General features: G+C 74.2%; 17 protein-coding genes. 6 read left to right on the forward strand and 11 right to left on the reverse strand.

Annotation, left to right across the window (positions count from 1 at the left end):
• Window positions 1-107 precede the first annotated feature (107 nt).
• The 7 genes from AB2U05_RS25480 to AB2U05_RS25510 all read right to left on the reverse strand — a co-directional run bounded on the left by AB2U05_RS25480 (window position 108) and on the right by AB2U05_RS25510 (window position 5,875).
• Entirely contained in the window at window positions 108-1,415 is a 1,308-nt protein-coding gene (locus AB2U05_RS25480) for a sulfate adenylyltransferase subunit 1 (RefSeq protein ID WP_045701659.1), read from the reverse strand.
• A 2-nt stretch (window positions 1,416-1,417) separates the two neighbouring features.
• A complete protein-coding gene (gene cysD, locus AB2U05_RS25485) occupies window positions 1,418-2,356 on the reverse strand; it encodes a sulfate adenylyltransferase subunit CysD (protein WP_045701657.1) in 939 nt (312 codons plus the stop codon).
• Window positions 2,353-2,934 carry an adenylyl-sulfate kinase gene (gene cysC, locus AB2U05_RS25490; RefSeq protein ID WP_045701655.1) on the reverse strand — a complete coding sequence of 194 codons (582 nt, stop codon included), beginning with the start codon at window positions 2,932-2,934 and terminating at the stop codon, window positions 2,353-2,355. The genes cysD and cysC overlap by 4 nt, the downstream gene beginning before the upstream one ends.
• Window positions 2,935-2,997: 63 nt before the next feature.
• Window positions 2,998-3,699, reverse strand: a complete 702-nt coding sequence (locus AB2U05_RS25495; RefSeq protein WP_369184347.1) for a phosphoadenylyl-sulfate reductase — start codon at window positions 3,697-3,699, stop codon at window positions 2,998-3,000.
• Complete coding sequence (locus AB2U05_RS25500; RefSeq protein ID WP_045701651.1) at window positions 3,680-3,859, reverse strand: hypothetical protein; 180 nt, start codon at window positions 3,857-3,859, stop codon at window positions 3,680-3,682. Before AB2U05_RS25500 ends, AB2U05_RS25495 begins: the two co-directional genes overlap by 20 nt.
• The gene (locus tag AB2U05_RS25505; protein WP_045701721.1) at window positions 3,856-5,580 is read right to left on the reverse strand and encodes a nitrite/sulfite reductase; all 1,725 of its coding nucleotides are present in this window, start codon (window positions 5,578-5,580) and stop codon (window positions 3,856-3,858) included. Before AB2U05_RS25505 ends, AB2U05_RS25500 begins: the two co-directional genes overlap by 4 nt.
• A 211-nt stretch (window positions 5,581-5,791) precedes the next feature.
• Window positions 5,792-5,875, reverse strand: a complete 84-nt coding sequence (locus tag AB2U05_RS25510; protein ID WP_310593185.1) for a putative leader peptide — start codon at window positions 5,873-5,875, stop codon at window positions 5,792-5,794.
• Between the two features lie 177 nt (window positions 5,876-6,052).
• Between AB2U05_RS25510 and AB2U05_RS25515 the strand changes: the two genes are divergently transcribed.
• On the forward strand, window positions 6,053-7,366 hold the full coding sequence (locus AB2U05_RS25515; protein ID WP_078860634.1) for a YihY/virulence factor BrkB family protein: 1,314 nt from the start codon (window positions 6,053-6,055) through the stop codon (window positions 7,364-7,366).
• Between the two features lie 118 nt (window positions 7,367-7,484).
• Here the strand turns inward: AB2U05_RS25515 and AB2U05_RS25520 are convergent, their stop codons facing one another.
• Window positions 7,485-9,395, reverse strand: a complete 1,911-nt coding sequence (locus tag AB2U05_RS25520) for an FtsW/RodA/SpoVE family cell cycle protein (RefSeq protein WP_369184348.1) — start codon at window positions 9,393-9,395, stop codon at window positions 7,485-7,487.
• Between the two features lie 295 nt (window positions 9,396-9,690).
• On the opposite strand from AB2U05_RS25520, the gene AB2U05_RS25525 reads away from it, so the two are divergent.
• The 4 genes from AB2U05_RS25525 (at window position 9,691) to AB2U05_RS25540 (ending at window position 15,005) form a co-directional block, all read left to right on the forward strand.
• Window positions 9,691-10,698, forward strand: a complete 1,008-nt coding sequence (locus tag AB2U05_RS25525) for a cytochrome c oxidase assembly protein (protein ID WP_369184349.1) — start codon at window positions 9,691-9,693, stop codon at window positions 10,696-10,698.
• A 488-nt stretch (window positions 10,699-11,186) separates the two neighbouring features.
• Complete coding sequence (rsgA, locus tag AB2U05_RS25530; RefSeq protein ID WP_244178969.1) at window positions 11,187-12,248, forward strand: ribosome small subunit-dependent GTPase A; 1,062 nt, start codon at window positions 11,187-11,189, stop codon at window positions 12,246-12,248.
• Window positions 12,249-12,930: 682 nt separating this feature from the next.
• Window positions 12,931-14,454: a DNA-3-methyladenine glycosylase 2 family protein gene (locus AB2U05_RS25535; RefSeq protein WP_369184350.1), complete on the forward strand. Its 1,524-nt coding sequence runs from the start codon at window positions 12,931-12,933 to the stop codon at window positions 14,452-14,454.
• Window positions 14,451-15,005: a methylated-DNA--[protein]-cysteine S-methyltransferase gene (locus AB2U05_RS25540; protein ID WP_369184351.1), complete on the forward strand. Its 555-nt coding sequence runs from the start codon at window positions 14,451-14,453 to the stop codon at window positions 15,003-15,005. Before AB2U05_RS25535 ends, AB2U05_RS25540 begins: the two co-directional genes overlap by 4 nt.
• On the opposite strand, the gene AB2U05_RS25545 is transcribed toward AB2U05_RS25540, so the two are convergent.
• On the reverse strand, window positions 15,006-15,539 hold the full coding sequence (locus AB2U05_RS25545; RefSeq protein ID WP_369184352.1) for a GNAT family N-acetyltransferase: 534 nt from the start codon (window positions 15,537-15,539) through the stop codon (window positions 15,006-15,008).
• Between the two features lie 42 nt (window positions 15,540-15,581).
• Window positions 15,582-16,100 (reverse strand): MarR family winged helix-turn-helix transcriptional regulator, encoded by a 519-nt coding sequence (locus AB2U05_RS25550; RefSeq protein ID WP_045705096.1) that lies wholly within the window; start codon window positions 16,098-16,100, stop codon window positions 15,582-15,584.
• A gap of 177 nt (window positions 16,101-16,277) precedes the next feature.
• Between AB2U05_RS25550 and AB2U05_RS25555 the strand changes: the two genes are divergently transcribed.
• Entirely contained in the window at window positions 16,278-17,780 is a 1,503-nt protein-coding gene (locus AB2U05_RS25555; RefSeq protein WP_045710614.1) for an MFS transporter, read from the forward strand.
• Between the two features lie 84 nt (window positions 17,781-17,864).
• Here AB2U05_RS25555 and pth read toward each other — a convergent pair whose 3' ends face one another.
• Complete coding sequence (gene pth / locus AB2U05_RS25560) at window positions 17,865-18,449, reverse strand: aminoacyl-tRNA hydrolase (RefSeq protein WP_369184353.1); 585 nt, start codon at window positions 18,447-18,449, stop codon at window positions 17,865-17,867.
• Window positions 18,450-18,465: the final 16 nt, after the last annotated feature.

Here is an 18,465-nt window from a genome sequence, read left to right on the forward strand (position 1 = left end):
GCCCTGTCGGCCCGCACATCGGGTCAGGCCGCCCTGGCCGCTGCCGAGGACGCCGCTGCCGATGCGGCCGCCTTCCTTGTCCATGCCCGAGAACGCCTCGCTGGGCATCAGACCCAGTCCTCCTCTGCGGTGTCCGTGGCGCGTACGGTGTCGAACGCCTCGCCCGCCATGCCGGCGGTGAGGGTGGTGCCGTCCGCCGGGTCGATCAGCAGGAACGAGCCGGTGCGGCGGTTGGCCGCGTAGGCGTCGAGGGCCAGCGGCTCGGCGGTGCGCAGCACCACGTGGCCGATGTCGTTGACGTTCAACCCCTCGGCGCCGGAGCGCTGTTCGAGGCTGTCGATGTCGATCCGGTAGGAGATCTCCTTGACCAGCGCCCGCACGGTGCGGGTGGTGTGCTTGAGCAGCACCTTGTCCCCGGCGCGCAGCGGCCGCTCGTTGAGGTGGCTGACGGTGGCCTCGATGTCCTTGGTGGGCGCGGGAGTCGCCCCGGCCGCGATGAGGTCGCCGCGGGAGATGTCGATGTCGTCGGCGAGGCGGACGGTGACCGACTGCGGGGCCCAGGCGATGTCGGTGCGGCGGCCGAGCGCGTCGATCCCGGCGACGGTGGTGGTGTGCCCGGAGGGCAGCACGGTGACCGGGTCGCCGACCCGCAGCACGCCGGAGGCCAACTGGCCCGCGTAGCCGCGGTAGTCGGGGTGCTCCTCGGTCTGCGGGCGGATCACGTACTGGACGGGGAAGCGGGCGGGCTCGGCGCTCGGGTCGCTGCCGACCGGGACGGTCTCCAGGTGCTCCAGCAGGGTCGGGCCGCCGTACCAGTCCATGTGCGCGGACGGTTCGACGACGTTGTCCCCGGCGAGGGCGGAGATCGGCACGGCCAGCACGTCGGTGACGCCGAGCGAGGCGGCGTAGGCGGTGAACTCGGCGGCGATGGCGGCGAACACGGGCTCGGCGTAGCCGACGAGGTCCATCTTGTTGACGGCCAGCACCACGTGCGGCACCCGCAGCAGCGCGGCGACGGCGGCGTGCCGGCGGGTCTGCTCGACGACGCCGTTGCGGGCGTCGACCAGGACGACGGCGAGCTCGGCGGTGGAGGCGCCGGTCACCATGTTGCGGGTGTACTGCACGTGCCCGGGGGTGTCGGCGAGGATGAACCGGCGCCGGGGGGTGGCGAAGTAGCGGTAGGCGACGTCGATGGTGATGCCCTGCTCGCGTTCGGCCCGCAGGCCGTCGGTGAGCAGCGCGAGGTCGGGCGCGTCCTGGCCGCGGCTGCGGGAGGCGTGCTCGACGGCCTCCAGCTGGTCGGCGAGCACGGACTTGGAGTCGTGCAGGAGGCGGCCGACCAGGGTGGACTTGCCGTCGTCGACGGACCCGGCGGTGGCGAAGCGCAGCAGCGACGTGGCGGTTGCAGTGCTCATGTCTAGAAGTACCCCTCGCGCTTGCGGTCTTCCATCGCGGCCTCGGACAGCTTGTCGTCGGCGCGGGTGGCGCCGCGCTCGGTGAGGCGGCTGGCGGCGATCTCGGCGATCACGGCCTCGATGGTGGTGGCGTCCGAGTCGACGGCGCCGGTGCAGGACATGTCGCCCACGGTGCGGTAGCGGATCAGCCGCCGCTCGACGGGCTCGGTGTCCTTGGGGCCGCCCCACTCGCCGGCGGTCAGCCACATGCCGTTGCGGGCGAAGACGTCCCGCTCGTGCGCGTAGTAGATCTCCGGCAGCTCGATGCCCTCGCGCTCGATGTACTGCCAGACGTCCAGCTCGGTCCAGTTGGACAGCGGGAAGACCCGCACGTGCTCGCCGACCGCGTGCCGGCCGTTGTACAGCGACCACAGCTCGGGGCGCTGGCGGCGCGGGTCCCAGGCGCCGAACTCGTCGCGCAGGGAGAACACGCGCTCCTTGGCGCGGGCCTTCTCCTCGTCCCGGCGGCCGCCGCCGAACACGGCGTCGAAGCGGCCCTTCTCGATCGCGTCGAGCAGCGGCACCGTCTGCAGCGGGTTGCGGGTGCCGTCCGGGCGCTCGCGCAGCACGCCGCGGTCGATGAAGTCCTGGACGGAGGCGACGTGCAGGCGCAGGTTGTGCTCGGCCGCCACGCGGTCCCGGTAGGCGATCACCTCGGGGAAGTTGTGGCCGGTGTCGACGTGCAGCAGCGCGAACGGGACGGGCGCCGGGGCGAAGGCCTTCAGCGCCAGGTGCAGCATGACGATGGAGTCCTTGCCGCCGGAGAACAGGATCACCGGGCGCTCGAACTCCCCCGCGACCTCGCGGAAGATGTGCACCGACTCGGCCTCCAGCGCGTCCAGGTGGGACAGCGCGAACGGGGTGTCGTCGGTGCGGACCGGGCTGTCGGTCGCGGTGGTCATGCGAGGCCCCTCTCGGTCAGGAAGGCGTGCAGCTCGGCGGCGGACTCGGCGACCGCCCTGCCCTGCGTCTGCAGGCGCAGCTCCGGCGCCTCGGGCGCCTCGTACGGGTCGTCCACACCGGTCAGGCCGGAGATCTCGCCGGCGGCCTGCTTCGCGTACAGGCCCTTGACGTCCCGCTCGGCGCACAGTTCGACCGGGGTGGCGACGTGGACCTCCAGGAACGCGGTGCCGTTCGCGGCGTGCCGCTCGCGCACGGCGGCCCGCGAGTCCGCGAACGGGGCGATCACCGGGGCGAGCACCTTCACGCCGTTGGCGGCCAGCTTCTCGGCGACGAAGCCGATCCGGGTCACGTTGGTGTGCCGGTCCTCGCGGGAGAAGCCGAGGCCCTTGGACAGGAACTCGCGGATCTCGTCGCCGTCCAGGACCTCGACCTTGTGGCCGCCGGCGCGCAGCCGCTCGGCCAGCGCGAACGCCAGCGTGGTCTTGCCCGCGCTCGGCAGCCCGGTCAGCCACACGGTGGCGCCGCGCTCGCAGGGGGCGGCCTGGGGGGCCGCCTCTGCGGCTCCGGCGGCGGCCAAAGTGTCAGCTGTCACGACGTCTTTCCTTACACGAGTGGAGACGGGGGATCACGGGGGCTTGATTCAGAGGTGGATGCCGCACTCGGTCTTGCCGGAGCCCGACCAGCGCCCGGCCCGGGCGTCCTCACCCTCACCCGGCTTGCGGGTGCAGGACAGCGGTGAGCAGCCGATCGAGGTGTAGCCCTCCCACAGCAGCGGGTTGAGCAGGACCCCGTGGGCGGCGACGTAGGCGTCCACGTCCTGCTGCGTCCACCGGGCGATCGGGGCGATCTTGACCTTGCGGCGCCTGGCGTCCCAGGCCACCACCGGGGTGCTCGCCCGGGTCGGCGACTCGTCGCGGCGCAGCCCCGTCGCCCAGGCGTCGTAGCCGCCGAGGCCCCGGTTCAGCGGCTCGACCTTGCGCAGCGCGCAGCACAGGTCCGGGTCGCGGTCGTGCAGGTTCGGCCCGTGCTCGGCGTCCTGCTCGGCCACGGTCCTCAGCGGCTTCAGCGTGATGACGTTGACCGGCATCGTCGCGGCCACTGCGTCGCGGGTCCCGATGGTCTCCGGGAAGTGGTAGCCGGTGTCCAGGAACACCACGTCCACGCCCGGGAACACCGAGGAGGCCAGGTGGGCGACCACCGCGTCCTCCATCGACGAGGTGACGCAGAACCGCCCGCCGAAGGTGTCGGCGGCCCAGCGCAGGATCTCCTGCGGCGTGGCCTCCTCCAGCTCGCGGCCGGCCCGCTCCGCGAGCGCCGCGTGGTCAGTCGCGGTGCTGCTCATGTGACGTACCCCCGTTGGTCGGTGACAGCAGGCCGAGGAACTTCAGCTGGAAGGCCCGGCGGCAGCCGTGGCACTCCCAGGCGCCGTGCCCGGCCTCGGACGGGCGCAGGTCCTCCTCGCCGCAGTACGGGCAGAAGAACGGTGCGGCTCTTTCGCTCACGACAGCTGCTCCTCACTGGCCCGGGCCGCCCACTGGGCGAAGCGCTCGCCCTCGGCGCGGTCGGCCCGGTAGCGGGTCAGGACGCGCTCGATGTAGTCCGGCAGGGCGGCGCTGGTGACCTTGAGGCCGCGGACCTTGCGGCCGAAGCCGGCCTCCAGGCCGAGCGCGCCGCCCAGGTGCACCTGGTAGCCCTCGACCTGCTCGCCGTTCTCGTCGGTGACGAGCTGGCCCTTGAGGCCGAAGTCGGCGACCTGGATGCGGGCGCAGGCGTTCGGGCAGCCGTTGATGTTGATGGTCAGCGGCTCGTCGAAGTCCGGCAGGCGCTTCTCCAGCTCGTCGATGAGCGTGCGGCCGCGCTGCTTGGTCTCGACGATGGCGAGCTTGCAGTACTCGATGCCGGTGCAGGCCATGGTGCCGCGGCGGAACGGCGACGGGGTGACCCGCAGGTCGAGCGCCTCCAGTCCGGCCACCACCGCGTCGACGTGCTCCTCGGCGACGTCGAGGATGAGCATCTTCTGCTCGGTGGTGGTGCGGACCCGGTCGCTGCCGTGCGCGGCGGCCAGGTCGGCGACCTCGCCGAGCAGCTTGCCGTCGACCCGGCCGACCCGCGGCGCGAAGCCGATGAAGTACCGGCCGTCCTTCTGCCGGTGGACGCCGACGTGGTCGCGCCAGCGGGCGGCGGGCTCGACCGGTGCCGGCCCGTCGAGGAGCTTGTCCTTCAGGTACTCGTCCTCCAGCACCTGACGGAACTTCTCCGCGCCCCAGTCGGCGACCAGGAACTTCAGCCGGGCGCGGTTGCGCAGCCGGCGGTAGCCGTAGTCGCGGAAGATGCCGATCACCCCGCCGAAGACGTCCGGCACCTGCTCCAGCGGCACCCAGGCGCCCAGGCGCACGCCCAGCTTGGGGTTGGTGGACAGGCCGCCGCCGACCCACAGGTCGAAGCCGGGCCCGTGCTCCGGGTGGACGACGCCGACGAAGGCGACGTCGTTGATCTCGTGCGCGACGTCCAGCCGCGGGGAGCCGGAGACCGCGGCCTTGAACTTGCGCGGCAGGTTGGAGAAGTCCTTGTTGCCGATGAAGCGGCGCTGGATCTCGTCGATCGCCGGGGTGCCGTCGATGATCTCGTCCTCGGCGACGCCGGCCACCGGGGAGCCGAGGACGACGCGCGGGGTGTCGCCGCAGGCCTCGGTGGTGGACAGGCCCACCGCCTCCAGCTTGCGCCAGATCGCCGGGACGTCCTCGATCCGGATCCAGTGGTACTGGATGTTCTGGCGGTCGGTCAGGTCGGCGGTGCCGCGCGCGTACTCCTCGGAGACCTCGGCGATCGCCTTCAGCTGGGCGACCGTCAGCCGGCCGCCGTCGATCCGCACCCGGAGCATGAAGTACTCGGCGTCCAGCTCGTGCGGGTCCAGGATCGCGGTCTTGCCGCCGTCGATGCCCTCCTTGCGCTGGGTGTAGAGCCCCCACCAGCGCATCCGGCCGCGCAGGTCGGCCGGGTCGATCGAGTCGAAGCCCCGCTGCGCGTAGATCGTCTCAATACGTGTCCGCACATTGAGACCGTCGTCGTCCTTCTTGAACTGCTCGTTGGCGTTCAGCGGGGTGAAGTGCCCCATGCCCCACTGGCCCTCGCCGCGGTGACGGGTCACCTTGCGAGCCGCGGCGGGGCGGCGCGGGGCCGGGCTTTCGGCCGTGGGCTCGGCGGTCTCGGGGGACGTGGCCATGATGAAGTCCTTCGGGGGCAGGTGGCGCTGGTGCCGGATGGGTCGCGGGGCGTGCACGGCCGTACGGTGCTGCTGTGACCTGCGGATTCCTCAGGAACGTTCCCTGGAAAGGGAGAGCAGTGACCGGGGCCGGGCGGGCGCCTGCGCATCCGCTGCTGCGGGGATGGCGATGGTGGGTGGCGCCGGGTGCGGTGGTGCGGCGGGGGTGGGCTCAGGTCACCGGACAGATGGCGCTGGACACGCGAAGCAGGTCGACGTGGAGTCGACCGACCAGGGTGGTTCCGGCGCTAGGCATGGCAAGAGATTCGCACGGCGCGGGACTCGCGGTCCACTAACATCCGAATGCTGGACTCCATGGTTCCGAAATGCGGGACGCTCGACGGTTCCCGCCGCTCCCCGCCCCGCCGCCCGGCCACGCCCCGGGACCCCGGGGAGATCAACCGCGGCGCCCCGGCCCGATACCGTTACCCCTGTGCAAGCAGCAGGCGAAACGAGCAGACCGACCCCCGAGCGCCCCACCCGGCGCCGCGGCAAGGGCTCCCGGCGCGCGGCCAAGCCGGTCACCTGGCGCCGCACCACGTGGGACCTGGTCAAGGACACCACCAACACCTGCGTCGAGTACCGGGTCACCGGCCTCGCCGCCGAGGCCGCCTTCTTCACCCTGCTGTCCATCCCACCGCTGCTGCTCGGCGTCGCCGCCACCCTCGGCTACCTCGACTCCTTCCTCGGCGCGGGCACCATCGACCGGCTCAAGCACGACATCATCACCGCCTCCGGGACGGTCCTGTCGCAGTCCTCCGTCAAGGACGTCGTCGAACCGCTGCTCGACCAGGTCTTCGGCCACACCCGGCCCGACCTCATCTCGATCGGCTTCCTGCTGTCGCTGTGGTCCGGCTCCCGGGCGCTCTACATCTTCATCGACACCATCACCGTCATGTACGGCCTCGACGGCAAGCGCGGCATCGTCAAGACCCGGCTGATGTCCCTCGGCCTCTACCTCGGCGCCCTGGTCATCGGCGCGTTCGTCCTGCCCCTGTTGATGGCCGGGCCCGGCCTCATCGAGAACGCCGTCCCCGGCATCGCCGGACTCGTCGGCGCCACCTACTGGCCCGTCGCCATCCTGCTGCTGATCGTCTCCCTCACCACCCTCTACCACCTGGCCGTCCCCGTCTCCACGCCCTGGCGCGAGGACATCCCCGGCGCGCTCGTCGCCCTCGTCGTCCTCGTCTTCTGCAGCGTCGGCCTGCGCCTCTACCTGGTCAGCTCCGTCGAGGTCCCCTCGGCGTACGGCTCGCTCGCCGCGCCCGTCGCCGTCCTGCTGTGGATCTTCGTGGTCGCCCTCGCCGTCCTCATCGGCGCCGCCATGAACGCCGCCATAGACCGCCGCTGGCCCACCCTCGAAACCGCCGACGCCCGCGCCGAGAACGAACGCGCCCACGAGGAGGCCGCGGCCGCCGTCGTCCGCGAGGTCGCCGCCCGCCGGGCCGTCGAACGCGCCCGCCGCGCCCGCGAACTCGGCCTCGCCGAAGGCCACGAGGAGGAGTGGGGCGAGGACGAGAACGACGACGTCGACGCGCCCTCCGAATACCCCGAGCGCTGGGCCGACGTCCTCGCCGCCGACAACCTCCGCGGCCGCCTCACCGCCCGGGGCGGGCCGCACCACCGGCCCGCCCCGCCGCCGCCCGACAGCGACCGGCCCACCGGGCCGCCACCCGGGCCGCCGCCGGGGCAGCAGGTGCCGGGCTACCCGCCGCGGCCGCCCCGGCCGCCGTGGGAGCAGCGGTAGCGGCGCTGCCGGGGGCGTTGGAAGGGTGCGGACAGCCGTACGGACAGGGCCTCCCCCGCGGGTGCGGGGGAGGCCCTGGTGCGTTCGTCGGGTGGCCGCCGGGCGGGCTGTCCGCCCGTCAGGCGGTCGCCGGGCCGGGCGGGGTCCGGCCGTTGTGGCCGGGGTTGCCGTAGCCCTGGGCGGGGTGGCTCGCGGAGTCGTGGGCGTTGCCGTAGCCGGGGCCGCCGAAGCCCTGGCCGCCGAGGCTTTGGCCACCGTAGCTCTGGCGGCCGAGGTTCTGGCCGCCGTAGCTCTGGCCGCCGAGGCTTTGGCCGCCGTAGCTCTGGCCGCCGTCGCCGGGGGCGCCGTGGCCCGGGGCGCCGTACTCCTGCCCGCCGGCCGGCTGGGCGCCGGGCTCGGGGGCGGGCGGGTAGCCGTACGAGGGCTGGCCGGTGGGGGTGTGGCCGCCGCCGGCGGCGCCGTACGCGGGGCGCAGCTCGGTCGGCGCCCCCGGGTCGGCCCCGGGGCCCGCCGGTGCCGCGCCCGCACCTGCCGGGTCCGCCGCTGCCGGGCCGGCCGGTGCCGCGCCGGCCGTGGGGGCGGGCTGCGCCGAGCCCGCGGACGGCGACACGGCCGCCGCCGCCGGGCGGGGCTGCGCCGGAAGCGGCTCCGGGCTCACCTCGGCCGGATCCAGCGCGGTGCGCCCGGAGGAGTCGCTCAGCTTCACCAGCAGGGCGATCATCAGCCAGTTCGCCAACAGCGACGAACCACCCGCCGCCAGGAACGGCAGCGCCTTGCCCGTCAGCGGGACCAGCCCGCTGACCCCGCCCACGACCACGAACACCTGCAGGGCCAGCGCCGCCGACAGCCCCGTCGCCAGCAGCTTGCCGAACGGGTCGGTCAGGCCGACCGCGGTGCGCAGCCCGCGCTGGATCAGCAGCACGTAGACCAGCAGCACCGCCGTCACCCCGGCCAGGCCGAGCTCCTCGCCGATCGTGGTGAACACGAAGTCGCTGCGCCCGGCGAAGCCGATCAGCCACGGGCGGCCCGAGCCCAGGCCCGTCCCGGTCAGGTGTCCGGTGCCCAGGCTGAACAGCGCCTCGGCGGGCTGGTCGGAGATGATCGCCTTGTCGTGGTGCTCGTTGTAGATGTCGAGCGGGTGCAGCCAGGCCTCGACGCGCCCGTGCACGTGCGGCTCCACCGTGCCGACCACGCCCGCGCCGCCGACCGCCATCAGCAGGCCCAGGACCACCCAGCTGGTGCGCTCGGTCGCCACGTACAGCATGACGACGAAGATGCCGAAGAAGATCAGCGAGGTGCCCAGGTCGCGTTCGAAGACCAGCACCAGCAGGCTGACCACCCAGATCGCCAGCACCGGCCCGGCGTGCCGGCCGCGCGGCAGGGTCATCCCCCAGACCTTCCGGCCGGCCAGCGCCAGGGCGTCCCGGGAGGCCATCAGGTAGCCGGCGAAGAAGATCGTGATCGCGACCTTCACGAACTCGTCCGGCTCGAAGGACAGGCCGGCCAGCCGGATCCAGCGCTTCGCGCCGAAGCTGTCGCTCGGGGAGAACACCGGGGCCGCCAGCAGGATCAGTGCGCCCGCCATCAGCAGGTAGACGTACCGCTGGAAGAAGCGGTGGTGCTTGACGAAGACGATCAGGGCGAGCGCCACCAGCACCGAGATGAACGTCCACATCAGCTGCGAGGGCGCGGCCGGGACCTTCTGGTAGTCCCGGAACGCGGCCGCGTAGCTGACGTCCAGCCGGTCCAGCAGCATCAGGCCGAAGCCGGTCAGGAACACGCCGAGCGGCAGGATCAGCGGGTCCGCGTACGGCGCGAACCGCCGCACCGTCAGGTGCGCCACCCCGGCCAGGCCCCCGAGCGCCAGAGCGTTCACCAGCAGCCCGGACGGCATCTTGTCGGTCAGTGCCAGGTGGGCGGTGATGTTCCCCGCCAGGCAGACGGCCACCGCGAGCGCCAGCAGGCCCAGCTCGATGTTGCGGTGGCGCGCGGCCAGCCGGCGGCCCTCGCCGCGCTCAGTGCTTCGCACCTCTTGTCGTCCCCTTGTCATCACCCACGTGGCCGATATCGCCGACCGGTGCATCCTGCCAGACGAAGCGGGCCGCCCGCCGGTTGCGGCCCGGGGGCCGGAGAGGGCCGAACTTTGCCTTGGTAAAGCTTTGTTGGGGTTGGGTAAAGCCTTGGTCAGCTCGCGGTATAGAGGCGGGCCCCGCGCGCCGCCGGCCGGCTGCCGGGGGCGATGATGACCGGGCGCCGCGGCCCCGCCCGGCGCCGGACCCGCCTCGCCCCGGCGGGCCGCGGGCGCGGATGAGGTGAGCGGACGGATGAACGGCGCGGTGGACGGCCCGGCCCGGATGCTCGCCTACAGCGGACCGCCCGCCTGGCAGTGGTCCGACCTGGCCACCTCCTGGACCTTCGAACCGCTCGTCCTCGCCCTCTCGGTGCTGGCCGGCGCCTGGTACCTGGCCGCCGTGCGCACCGTCCGGCGCACCGGCGGCGAGCGCTGGCAGCCCACCCGCACCGCCGCCTTCCTCGGCGGACTGCTGCTGTGGATCTGGTGCACCTGCTCCGGCCTCGGCGTCTACGAGCGGATCCTCTTCACCGACCGGGCCGTGCAGGTCGTGCTGCTGCTCATGGTCGTCCCGCTGCTGCTCGCGCTCGGCGCGCCCGTCTCGCTGCTGGTCGCCGCCTCGCCGCAGCGGCGGCGCGAGCGCATCCTGCGGGCGCTGCGCAGCCGGCCCTCGAAGGTGCTGATGTTCCCGGCCGTCTCGACGGCGCTGCTGATGGCGCCGCCGTGGCTGCTCTACTTCACGCCCTGGTACGAGTGGTCGGTCTCCAGCGGGCTGGGGAACGTGGTGCTGCACCTGGCGCTGGTGCTGCTGGGCCTCGCCTACTTCTGGCCGCGGCTGCAGCTCGACCCGGTCGGGCACGAGTACCCGCACCTCGTCGGGCTGTTCATCACCTTCGCCGAGGTGATCTTCGACGCGGGGCTGGGGATCGTGCTGATCTACGGCGGGCACCTCGTCGCCGAGCACTACTACCTGGCGCTCGGGCGGCCCTGGGGGCCGAGCCTGGCGCAGGACCAGACCTGGGGCGGCAACGCCTTCTGGGTGCTGGGGGACCTGGTCGGGCTGCCGTTCCTGGCCGCGCTGGTGCGGCGGATGGTGGTGCAGGGGCGGGAGGAGATCAAGGCGGTGGACGCCGAGCTGGACGCCCGCTTCGAGGAAGCGGCGGCGCAGGCCCGGGAGGAGGGGCGGCCGGTGGAGGAGGAGGCCGGGATGCGGCCCTGGTGGCTGGACGACCCGAACCTCAAGCACCGGTACGGCGGGTAGCGGCACTGCTGCCCCGGGGTGCGGGGCGGGCGGTGCGGGCGGGGCGGGCGGGCGGCGCGGAGCAGGGCCAATTGTGCTCCCCTGCGGGCTCTCCGCCGGCCGCTCCCGGCCTTCACCGGCGCGTTTCCGCAGGTCAAAAATAGGTTGGCCGCGCGCGGGCCGTCCGCTAGCGTGTGACGCGTTCGCTTCGGGGCCAGCCGGCCCCGCAAGGAGTTTCGGGCGCCGTTGGGCAGCCCGAGGAGTAGAGAGCAGGAGGTGGGCCCCATGGCCGTCGTCGCCCCGATAGCTGCCCAGGGCAGCACTCGCGTTCACCTCCTTTTCCCGGCCGCCGGCTGACCTCTTCGCGTTCGCGCCAGCCGTAGCCCGCCGGGGTCACTCCTCCCGAAGGGCACACTGCGTTGTTCAACGCTGCCTCCGTTCCGTCGTTCTCCTCTCCTTCCGCTTCTTCCTTCTCCTTCGTCTCCGGGGACCTCTCCGGTGACTCCCCGCTGTCCGGCTACGGCTGGACGTCCGAGCTCGCCGAGGCGTTCGAGCCGCTCGCCGAGGCCGGTCTGGTCCCGGGCCGGATCGTCCGGGTCGACCGCGGCCAGTGCGACGCCGTGATCGCCGACCCGGAGACCGGCGAGGTGCGCACCGTCCGGCTCGACACCCGGCCGGTGGGCGACGCCGACATGATCAACTGCCCGTGCACGGGCGACTGGGCCGCCGTCGACCTGTACGCCCAGCCGATGGCCGCCGTCTCCGCGCTGCTGCCGCGCTCCACCGCGATCATCCGCAAGGTGGCCGGCAAGCGCTCGGACGGCCAGGTGCTGGCGGCCAACGTCGACACCGTCCTGATCGCCTCCTCCCTCGCGGCCGACCCCGACCTCGGCCGGATCGAGCGCTTCCTCGCCCTGGCCTGGGAGTCCGGCGCCGAACCGCTGGTCGTCCTCACCAAGGCCGACCTGGTCGACGACGCCGACTTCATCCGCGCCGACGTCGAAGCGGTCGCCCCCGGGGTCACCGTGCTCGTGGTCAGTGCCGAGACCGGCGAGGGCATCGACGTCCTGCAGGCCTGCCTGCCGGGCACCACGGCCCTCATCGGCCAGTCCGGTGTCGGCAAGTCGACGCTGACCAACGCGCTGGCCGGCACCGCGGCGATGGCCGTCCAGGAGGCCCGCGCCGTCGACCAGAAGGGGCGCCACACCACGACCACCCGGGAACTGATACCGCTGCCCGGCGGGGGCGTGCTGATCGACACCCCCGGGCTGCGCGAGGTCGGCCTCTACGGTGGCGAGGGCGTCGACCTGGCGTTCGCCGACATCGCCGAGCTGGCCGAGGAATGCCGCTTCCACGACTGTGGCCACCACACCGAGCCCGGCTGCGCCGTCCAGGCGGCGCTGGCGGACGGCACCCTGCCGCAGCGCCGGATGGACAGCTACCTCAAGCTCCAGCGCGAGAACGAGTGGATCGCCTCGCGCTCGGACGCCCGGCTGGCCTCGGCCCGGCTGAAGAAGTGGAAGACGATCACCAAGTCCCAGCGCGCGGCGGGAGGTCCGGTCAAGCGTTGACGCGGTAAGGCGATGAGCAGTGGAGGGCGGCCCCCGGCGGCCGCCGGCCGCCCTCCACCGAGCTCGAAAGGAGCGGCGCCCGCAGTGCGGGCGGTAGCCCCGGTAGAGGGCAGCGCTTCGACGGCCGGGTCCCGCTTCGGGACTGCCGGTGCCCCACGCGGGATGCGGATGGGGATGGGCGCGCGGGATGTGGGCGCGGGTGCGCGGGATGTGGGCGTGGTGCGCCGATGCTAGGGCGCGGGTGTGCGGGTGCACAGGGTGCGCGGGTATGCGGGTATGCGGGTGCACAGGGCGCACAGGGTGCGCGGGTATGCGGGTAGATGCCGGGGCCAGGGCGCGCGGCACCCGCGGGTGGGTGGTTGGGCGCGGGTGGGCGGTGGGTGGTGGGTGGTAGAGCGCCCCGGCGTGGGTGGGTGGCGGAGGGTGGGTGGGGAGGGGGGAGGGGGAAGCCCGGAGAGTCAGGTCGATAACTCCCAAACACTGTTTTTTCCGTCGCCGCTTCGGCGATGCCGAAGCGGCGACGGGGAGAAGCGTGAGCGAGTTCTCGCAGCCCCCGACCCGACCCGCCCCGACCCCGCCGCCCACCCCACGCGGACACGCCAGGTCCGGCCCGCCGCTCCCCGCACGGCAGTGTCCGAATTCCGCCAGTCACTCCCCACCCCGGTGGCGCAGACTGGACAGCGTGATCGACGACGACATCCGGTACCGGGCTGTGGACAGCCGTGACGCCCGCTTCGACGGGGTCTTCTTCACGGCCGTCACCTCCACCGGCATCTACTGCCGCCCGAGCTGCCCCGCCGTGACCCCCAAGCGCGCGAACTGCCGCTTCTACCCAAGTGCCGCCGCCGCCCAGGGCGCGGGCTTCCGGGCCTGCCGCCGCTGCCGCCCCGACTCGGTGCCCGGCTCCCCGGAGTGGAACCACCGGGCCGACCTGGTCGGCCGCGCGATGCGGCTGATCGGCGACGGCGTGGTGGACCGCGAGGGCGTCGCCGGCCTGGCCAGCCGACTCGGCTACAGCGCCCGGCAGTTGCAGCGCCAGCTCACCGCCGAGCTCGGCGCCGGCCCGATCGCGCTGGCCCGCGCCCGCCGTGCCCAGACCGCCCGGCTGCTCCTCCAGACCACCGAACTGCCCGTCACCGACGTGGCGTTCGCCGCCGGCTTCGCCTCCGTCCGCCAGTTCAACGACACCGTCCGCGAGGTCTACGACCGCACCCCGAGCGGCCTGCGCGCCGAGGTCGCCGCCGGCCGTCGCATCGCGACCCCGGCCGGCGGCCTGACCCTGCGCCTGGCCTACCGGGGCGCGCTCGACAGCGAGCACCTGATCGACTTCCTCGCCCTGCGCGCCGTCCCCGGCGTCGAGGAGGTGGTCCCCGGCGCGCGCCCGGGCGTCCGCACCTACCGCCGCACCCTGGCGCTCCCGTACGGCCACGGCATCGCCGAGGTGGACGGCCTGCCGCCGGACGAGCCGCGCACCCGGGGCTGGCTGGACTGCCGCCTGCTGCTGGCCGACCTGCGCGACCTGCCGACCGCCGTCCAGCGCCTGCGCGTGCTGTTCGACCTGGACGCCGACCCGGGCGCGGTCGACGAGCAGCTGGGCGCCGACCCGGTGCTCGGCCCGCTGGTGCGGGAGCGCCCCGGCCTGCGCTCGCCCGGGCACGTCGACCCGCACGAGCTGGCCGTGCGCGCCGTCCTCGGCCAGCAGGTGACCGTGGCCGCCGCCCGTACCCTGGCGGGCCGGCTGGCCGAGAAGTACGGCACCGCGCTGCCCGAGCCGAGCGGTGGCCTGCGGCTGCTGTTCCCGACCGCGGCCGCCCTGGCGGTCGCGGACCCCGAGGATTTCGCGATGCCGGCGGCCCGCCGGCGCGCGCTCACCGGCCTGTGCGCCGCCCTGGCCGAGGGCGTCGTCCGCCTGGACGGCGGCGTGGACCGGGCGGAGGCGGCCGCCGCCCTGCTCGCCCTGCCCGGCATCGGCCCGTGGACGGTCGGCTACCTGCGGATGCGGGCTCTGGCCGACCCGGACGTCTTCCTGCCGAGCGACATCGGCGTGAAGCACGGCCTGACCCGGCTCGGCGCGCCGGGCGACCCGAAGTCCGCGGCCCGCGCGGCCGAGGCCTGGGCCCCGTGGCGTTCCTACGCCGTCCACCGGCTGTGGGCCGGCCCCGCGACGACGAACACCAGCACCCGATCGGAGACCGAAGCAGCATGAGCACCACCGTCTACACCACCATGGAGAGCCCCTTCGGCCGCCTGCTGCTGAGCGGCGTGCTGCCGGCGGGCGGCAGCACGGCCGCGCTGGCGACGGTGACCGCGCCGGGCCAGAAGTACGCGCGGGCCGAGCCCGCCGACGACTGGGTGCTGGACCCGGAGGCGCTGGCCGAGCCGGTGGCCCAGCTGGCCGCCTACTTCGCAGGGGAGCGCACCTCCTTCGACCTGCCGCTCGCGCCGGAGGGCACGGACTTCCGGCGCCGGATCTGGGCGGCCCTGGACGAGATCCCGTACGGCACCACCGTGACCTACGGCGGGCTGGCGGAGCTGGCCGGCGAGCCGCCGCGGATGGTGCGGGCGGTCGGCGGCGCGGTGGGCGCCAACCCGTTGCTGATCGTGCGCCCCTGCCACCGCGTGCTGGGCGCCAACGGCGCGCTCACCGGCTTCGCCGCGGGCGTGGACCGCAAGCGCTGGCTGCTGGAGCTGGAGGGCGGCACCCGCGGGGCCGACACCACCGGCGGCGCCGGCGGCACCCGCCCCACACTGTTCTGATCAGTCCCGCCCCGCCGACTCGGACGGGAGCGCCCGCAGGTCGACCCGCCAGTCGTGGCTGCGCATGTACCGCCCGGGCGGGAACTCGAAGTCGGTCTCGCCGACCAGCGTGAACCCGGCCTTCGCGCACACCGCGTTGGAGGCGGGGTTGTCCACCGAGGGGAAGGCGTGCAGGTGGCGGTGGGCGGCCTCGCGCCGGGCGGCCGCGACGGCGGCCCGGGTGGCGGCCACCGCGATGCCCCGCCCCTGGAAGCCGGGCAGGACGTTCCACCCCATCTCGTGGACGGTCGCGCCCTGCCACGACCGGGTGCCGTAGCCGACCGTGCCGACCGCCTCGCCGCCGGGCAGCACGATCCGGTACATGCAGCCGAGGCCGGACGGCACGAAGTCGAGGTAGCGCCGGTGCCGGAGGAGCAGCTGCTCCTCGGTCTCCGGCCCGCCGACGTGCTTCTTCATCTCCGGTGTGTTGACCCGGCGCAGCAGCGCGAGGTCGGCGTCCGTCCAGGGCTCGATGGTCACGTCCGGGGTGGTCATGGCGGGACGGTAGTGCCCGGGTGGCCGTGTCGACCAGCGGTTTTATCCGGCGGAGGGCCCCGGCTCGGCGGTGCTCCCGGGTTGGGCGAGGGCGCGGGCGAGGCGGTCCAGCGCGGGCAGGGCCCGGACGACGGCGGAGCGCTCGGCGGGGTCGAGGGTGTCGAGGGCGGTGGCGATGCGCTGCTCGTGGGCGTGCTGCCAGTCGTCGAGCTGGCGCCGGCCGGCGGGGGTGAGGGCGATCCGGGCGGTGCGCCGGTCGCCGGGGTCGGCCTGGCGGTCGACGAAGCCGGCGTCGAGGAGTTTGCCGACGAGTCCGCTGACGGTGTTGGGGGCGAGTCGCTGCCGGGCGGCGAGTTCGCCGACCCGCAGGGGCGCGGCGGCGAGTGTCTGCAGGAGTTCGACCTGCGCCATCGGCAGGGATTCCCACGGGTAGTCGGTGCGGATGCTGCTGCGCAGGGCGCGGCGCAGCCGGGTGACGGTGTCGGTCAGCCGCCGGGCGTGTTCGACCGCCGGGTCGGGGTCTTCGGCGACGGGGCCGGGAAGTTGTGGTGACGACGGCATGGCGGACAGCGTATCCCCTGGTACGGGGCCTGCCCGGGCCGGTGTCCGCTCCTCGGACGGGCCGTGGACGTCCGTGGACGGTGCGTGGACGGGGGAGCGGCCGGGGGGTGGGACGGTTCGTATCGGAGGGCGATCAGCTCGTAGAAAGAACATATCTGCATCCGATATATTCGTGGCATGAACGCCACCGCCCTCGCCGCGCGCCTGCTCGCCGAGCGGCCCCGGCCGCGCGGCGTGGCCGGCTGGCGCCACGCCCACTGGCTGGCCGTCGGCACGGTCTGCCTCGGCGCCTTCCTGGGCCAGCTCGACGCCAGCGTCGTCGCCCTGGTCTACCCCGCCCTCGGGCGCCACTTCGACGCGGGCTTCGCCGCCGTCGAGTGGGTCTCCCTCGCCTACCTGCTCGTCCTGGTCGCCCTGCTGGCCCCGATCGGCTGGCTGTCCGACCTGGTCGGCCGCAAGACGATGTACATCGGCGGCTTCGCCGTCTTCGGCCTGTCCTCGCTGGGCGCCGGGTTCGCGGGCGGCCTGGGGATCCTGGTCGCCTGCCGGGCCGTCCAGGCGGTCGGCGCCGCGATGATGCAGGCGAACAGCGTCGCCCTGGTCGCGCGCGGCGTCCCGGGGCACGCGATGCGGCGCGCGCTCGGCATCCAGGCCGCCGCCCAGGGCCTCGGGCTGGCGCTCGGGCCGAGCCTCGGCGGCCTGCTGGTGGAGCACGCCGACTGGCGGTGGGTGTTCTGGGTGAACGTGCCGATCGCGGTGTTCGGGATCCTGGCCGGCTGGTACCTGCTGCCGCGCACCCGGGACTGCCGGGCGCCCGCCGTCCCGAAACCGCGCACGCCCGGGGCCCGTGCGCCCGGGGCCCGTGCGCCCAAGGCCCGTACGGGCCGCGCCCGCAGGCCGGCGCCGCGGGAGGCCCGCTTCGACCTGCCGGGCATGCTGCTGCTCACCGGCTCCACCACCGCGCTGCTGCTCGCCCTGTCCGCCGCCTCCGGCCTGCCGCTGCCCGGTTGGGCCGTCGCCGTCCTGCTGCCGGCCGCCGGCGTGCTGGCGCTCGCGCTGGTGCGCCAGGAGCGGCGGGCGGCCCGGCCGATCCTGGCGCCCGGCCTGGTCAACACCCCGGGGGTGCGGTCCGGGCTGGTGGTCGCGCTGATCGGCTACCTGCTGCTGTTCTGCCCGCTGGTGATCGGCCCGGTGCTGCTCACCGGCGCGGGTGCGCCGGTGGGCCGGGCCGGTCTGCTGGTGACCGTGCTGCCCGCGGCCTTCGCCGTCGCCGCGACGGTCGGCGGCGCGCTGCTGCCGCGCGGCTGGTCGGAGGTGGCCCGCTGCCGGGCCGGGGCGCTGCTCGCCGGCCTGGGGCTGCTCCTCTTCGCGCTGCTCCCGCTGTCCGGTCCGGGCCCGGCCGTGGCGGCCCCGCTGCTGCTCGCCGGCTACGGGCTGGGCCTGCTGCTGCCCGCCAACAACGCGCTGGTGATGCGGGCGATCCCGGCCGAGTGCTCGGCGGTGGGCGGCGGCATGGTGAACATGGCGCGCAGCCTCGGTACCGCGCTCGGTACCGCGCTGCCCGTCCTCGGCGTCCACCTGGCGGGCGCCGAGTCCGGTGGGCGGACGGTGCTGCTCGTCCTCGCCGGGGTCGCGGTGGCCGCGGTCCCGCTGACCCGGCAGGCGGCGGTCCGGCGGTGACGCCCACCGCCCGTGCGGTGAGGCCCACCGCCCGTGCGGTGACGCCCATGCGGTGAGGCCGCGACGGGAGTCGCCCCGCGACGGTCAGGCGGTGACGTTCAGGGCGTCCTGGGCCCGGTTCAGGCCGAGCCGCACCAGCGTCTCCAGGGAGTCCGCACAGCGGTCCAACACCCCCGGCATGGCGGCGAGTTCGTCCTCCGTGAACTTCTTCAGCACGTAGTCGCCGACGCTCTGCCCCTTCGGCGGGCGCCCGATGCCGAAGCGCAGCCGGACGAAGTCCCGGGTGCCGAGCACGTCGCCCACCGAGCGCGCCCCGTTGTGCCCGCCGGGCCCGCCGCCGCGCTTCAGCTTGGCGGCGCCGTAGGCGAAGTCCAGGTCGTCCTGGACGACCACCAGGCGTTCGACCGGGACGCCGTAGCGGCGCAGCAGCGCGGCGACCGGCCGGCCGGACAGGTTGATGGACCACCACAGCGGCTTGGCGAGCAGCACCTCGCGGCCGTCGACCTCGATCTCCGCGACCTTGGCGGCGAGTCCGCGCCGGCGGAACCGCGCGCCGTGCCGCTCGGCGAGCCGGTCGACGGCCAGGAAGCCGGCGTTGTGCCGGGTCAGCCGGAACCAGGGGCCGGGGTTGCCGAGGCCGGCGATCAGCCAGGGGGCGTCGGGGGTCATGCGGGGGTTCTCCAGG

The organism is Streptomyces sp. Y1 (assembly GCF_041053115.1).
GTDB classification, from domain to species: Bacteria; Actinomycetota; Actinomycetes; order Streptomycetales; family Streptomycetaceae; genus Kitasatospora; species Kitasatospora rubellomurina.

Excerpts from the sequence above, each read along its gene's own strand:
- AB2U05_RS25480 (WP_045701659.1), bottom strand. The coding sequence starts at position 1,415 with ATGAGCACTGCAACCGCCACGTCGCTGCTGCGCTTCGCCACCGCCGGG.
- cysD (WP_045701657.1), bottom strand. The coding sequence starts at position 2,356 with ATGACCACCGCGACCGACAGCCCGGTCCGCACCGACGACACCCCGTTC.
- AB2U05_RS25495 (WP_369184347.1), bottom strand. The coding sequence starts at position 3,699 with ATGAGCAGCACCGCGACTGACCACGCGGCGCTCGCGGAGCGGGCCGGC.
- AB2U05_RS25505 (WP_045701721.1), bottom strand. The coding sequence starts at position 5,580 with ATGGCCACGTCCCCCGAGACCGCCGAGCCCACGGCCGAAAGCCCGGCC.
- AB2U05_RS25510 (WP_310593185.1), bottom strand. The coding sequence starts at position 5,875 with ATGCCTAGCGCCGGAACCACCCTGGTCGGTCGACTCCACGTCGACCTG.
- AB2U05_RS25525 (WP_369184349.1), top strand. The coding sequence starts at position 9,691 with ATGAACGGCGCGGTGGACGGCCCGGCCCGGATGCTCGCCTACAGCGGA.
- AB2U05_RS25540 (WP_369184351.1), top strand. The coding sequence starts at position 14,451 with ATGAGCACCACCGTCTACACCACCATGGAGAGCCCCTTCGGCCGCCTG.
- AB2U05_RS25545 (WP_369184352.1), bottom strand. The coding sequence starts at position 15,539 with ATGACCACCCCGGACGTGACCATCGAGCCCTGGACGGACGCCGACCTC.
- AB2U05_RS25550 (WP_045705096.1), bottom strand. The coding sequence starts at position 16,100 with ATGCCGTCGTCACCACAACTTCCCGGCCCCGTCGCCGAAGACCCCGAC.
- AB2U05_RS25555 (WP_045710614.1), top strand. The coding sequence starts at position 16,278 with ATGAACGCCACCGCCCTCGCCGCGCGCCTGCTCGCCGAGCGGCCCCGG.
- pth (WP_369184353.1), bottom strand. The coding sequence starts at position 18,449 with ATGACCCCCGACGCCCCCTGGCTGATCGCCGGCCTCGGCAACCCCGGC.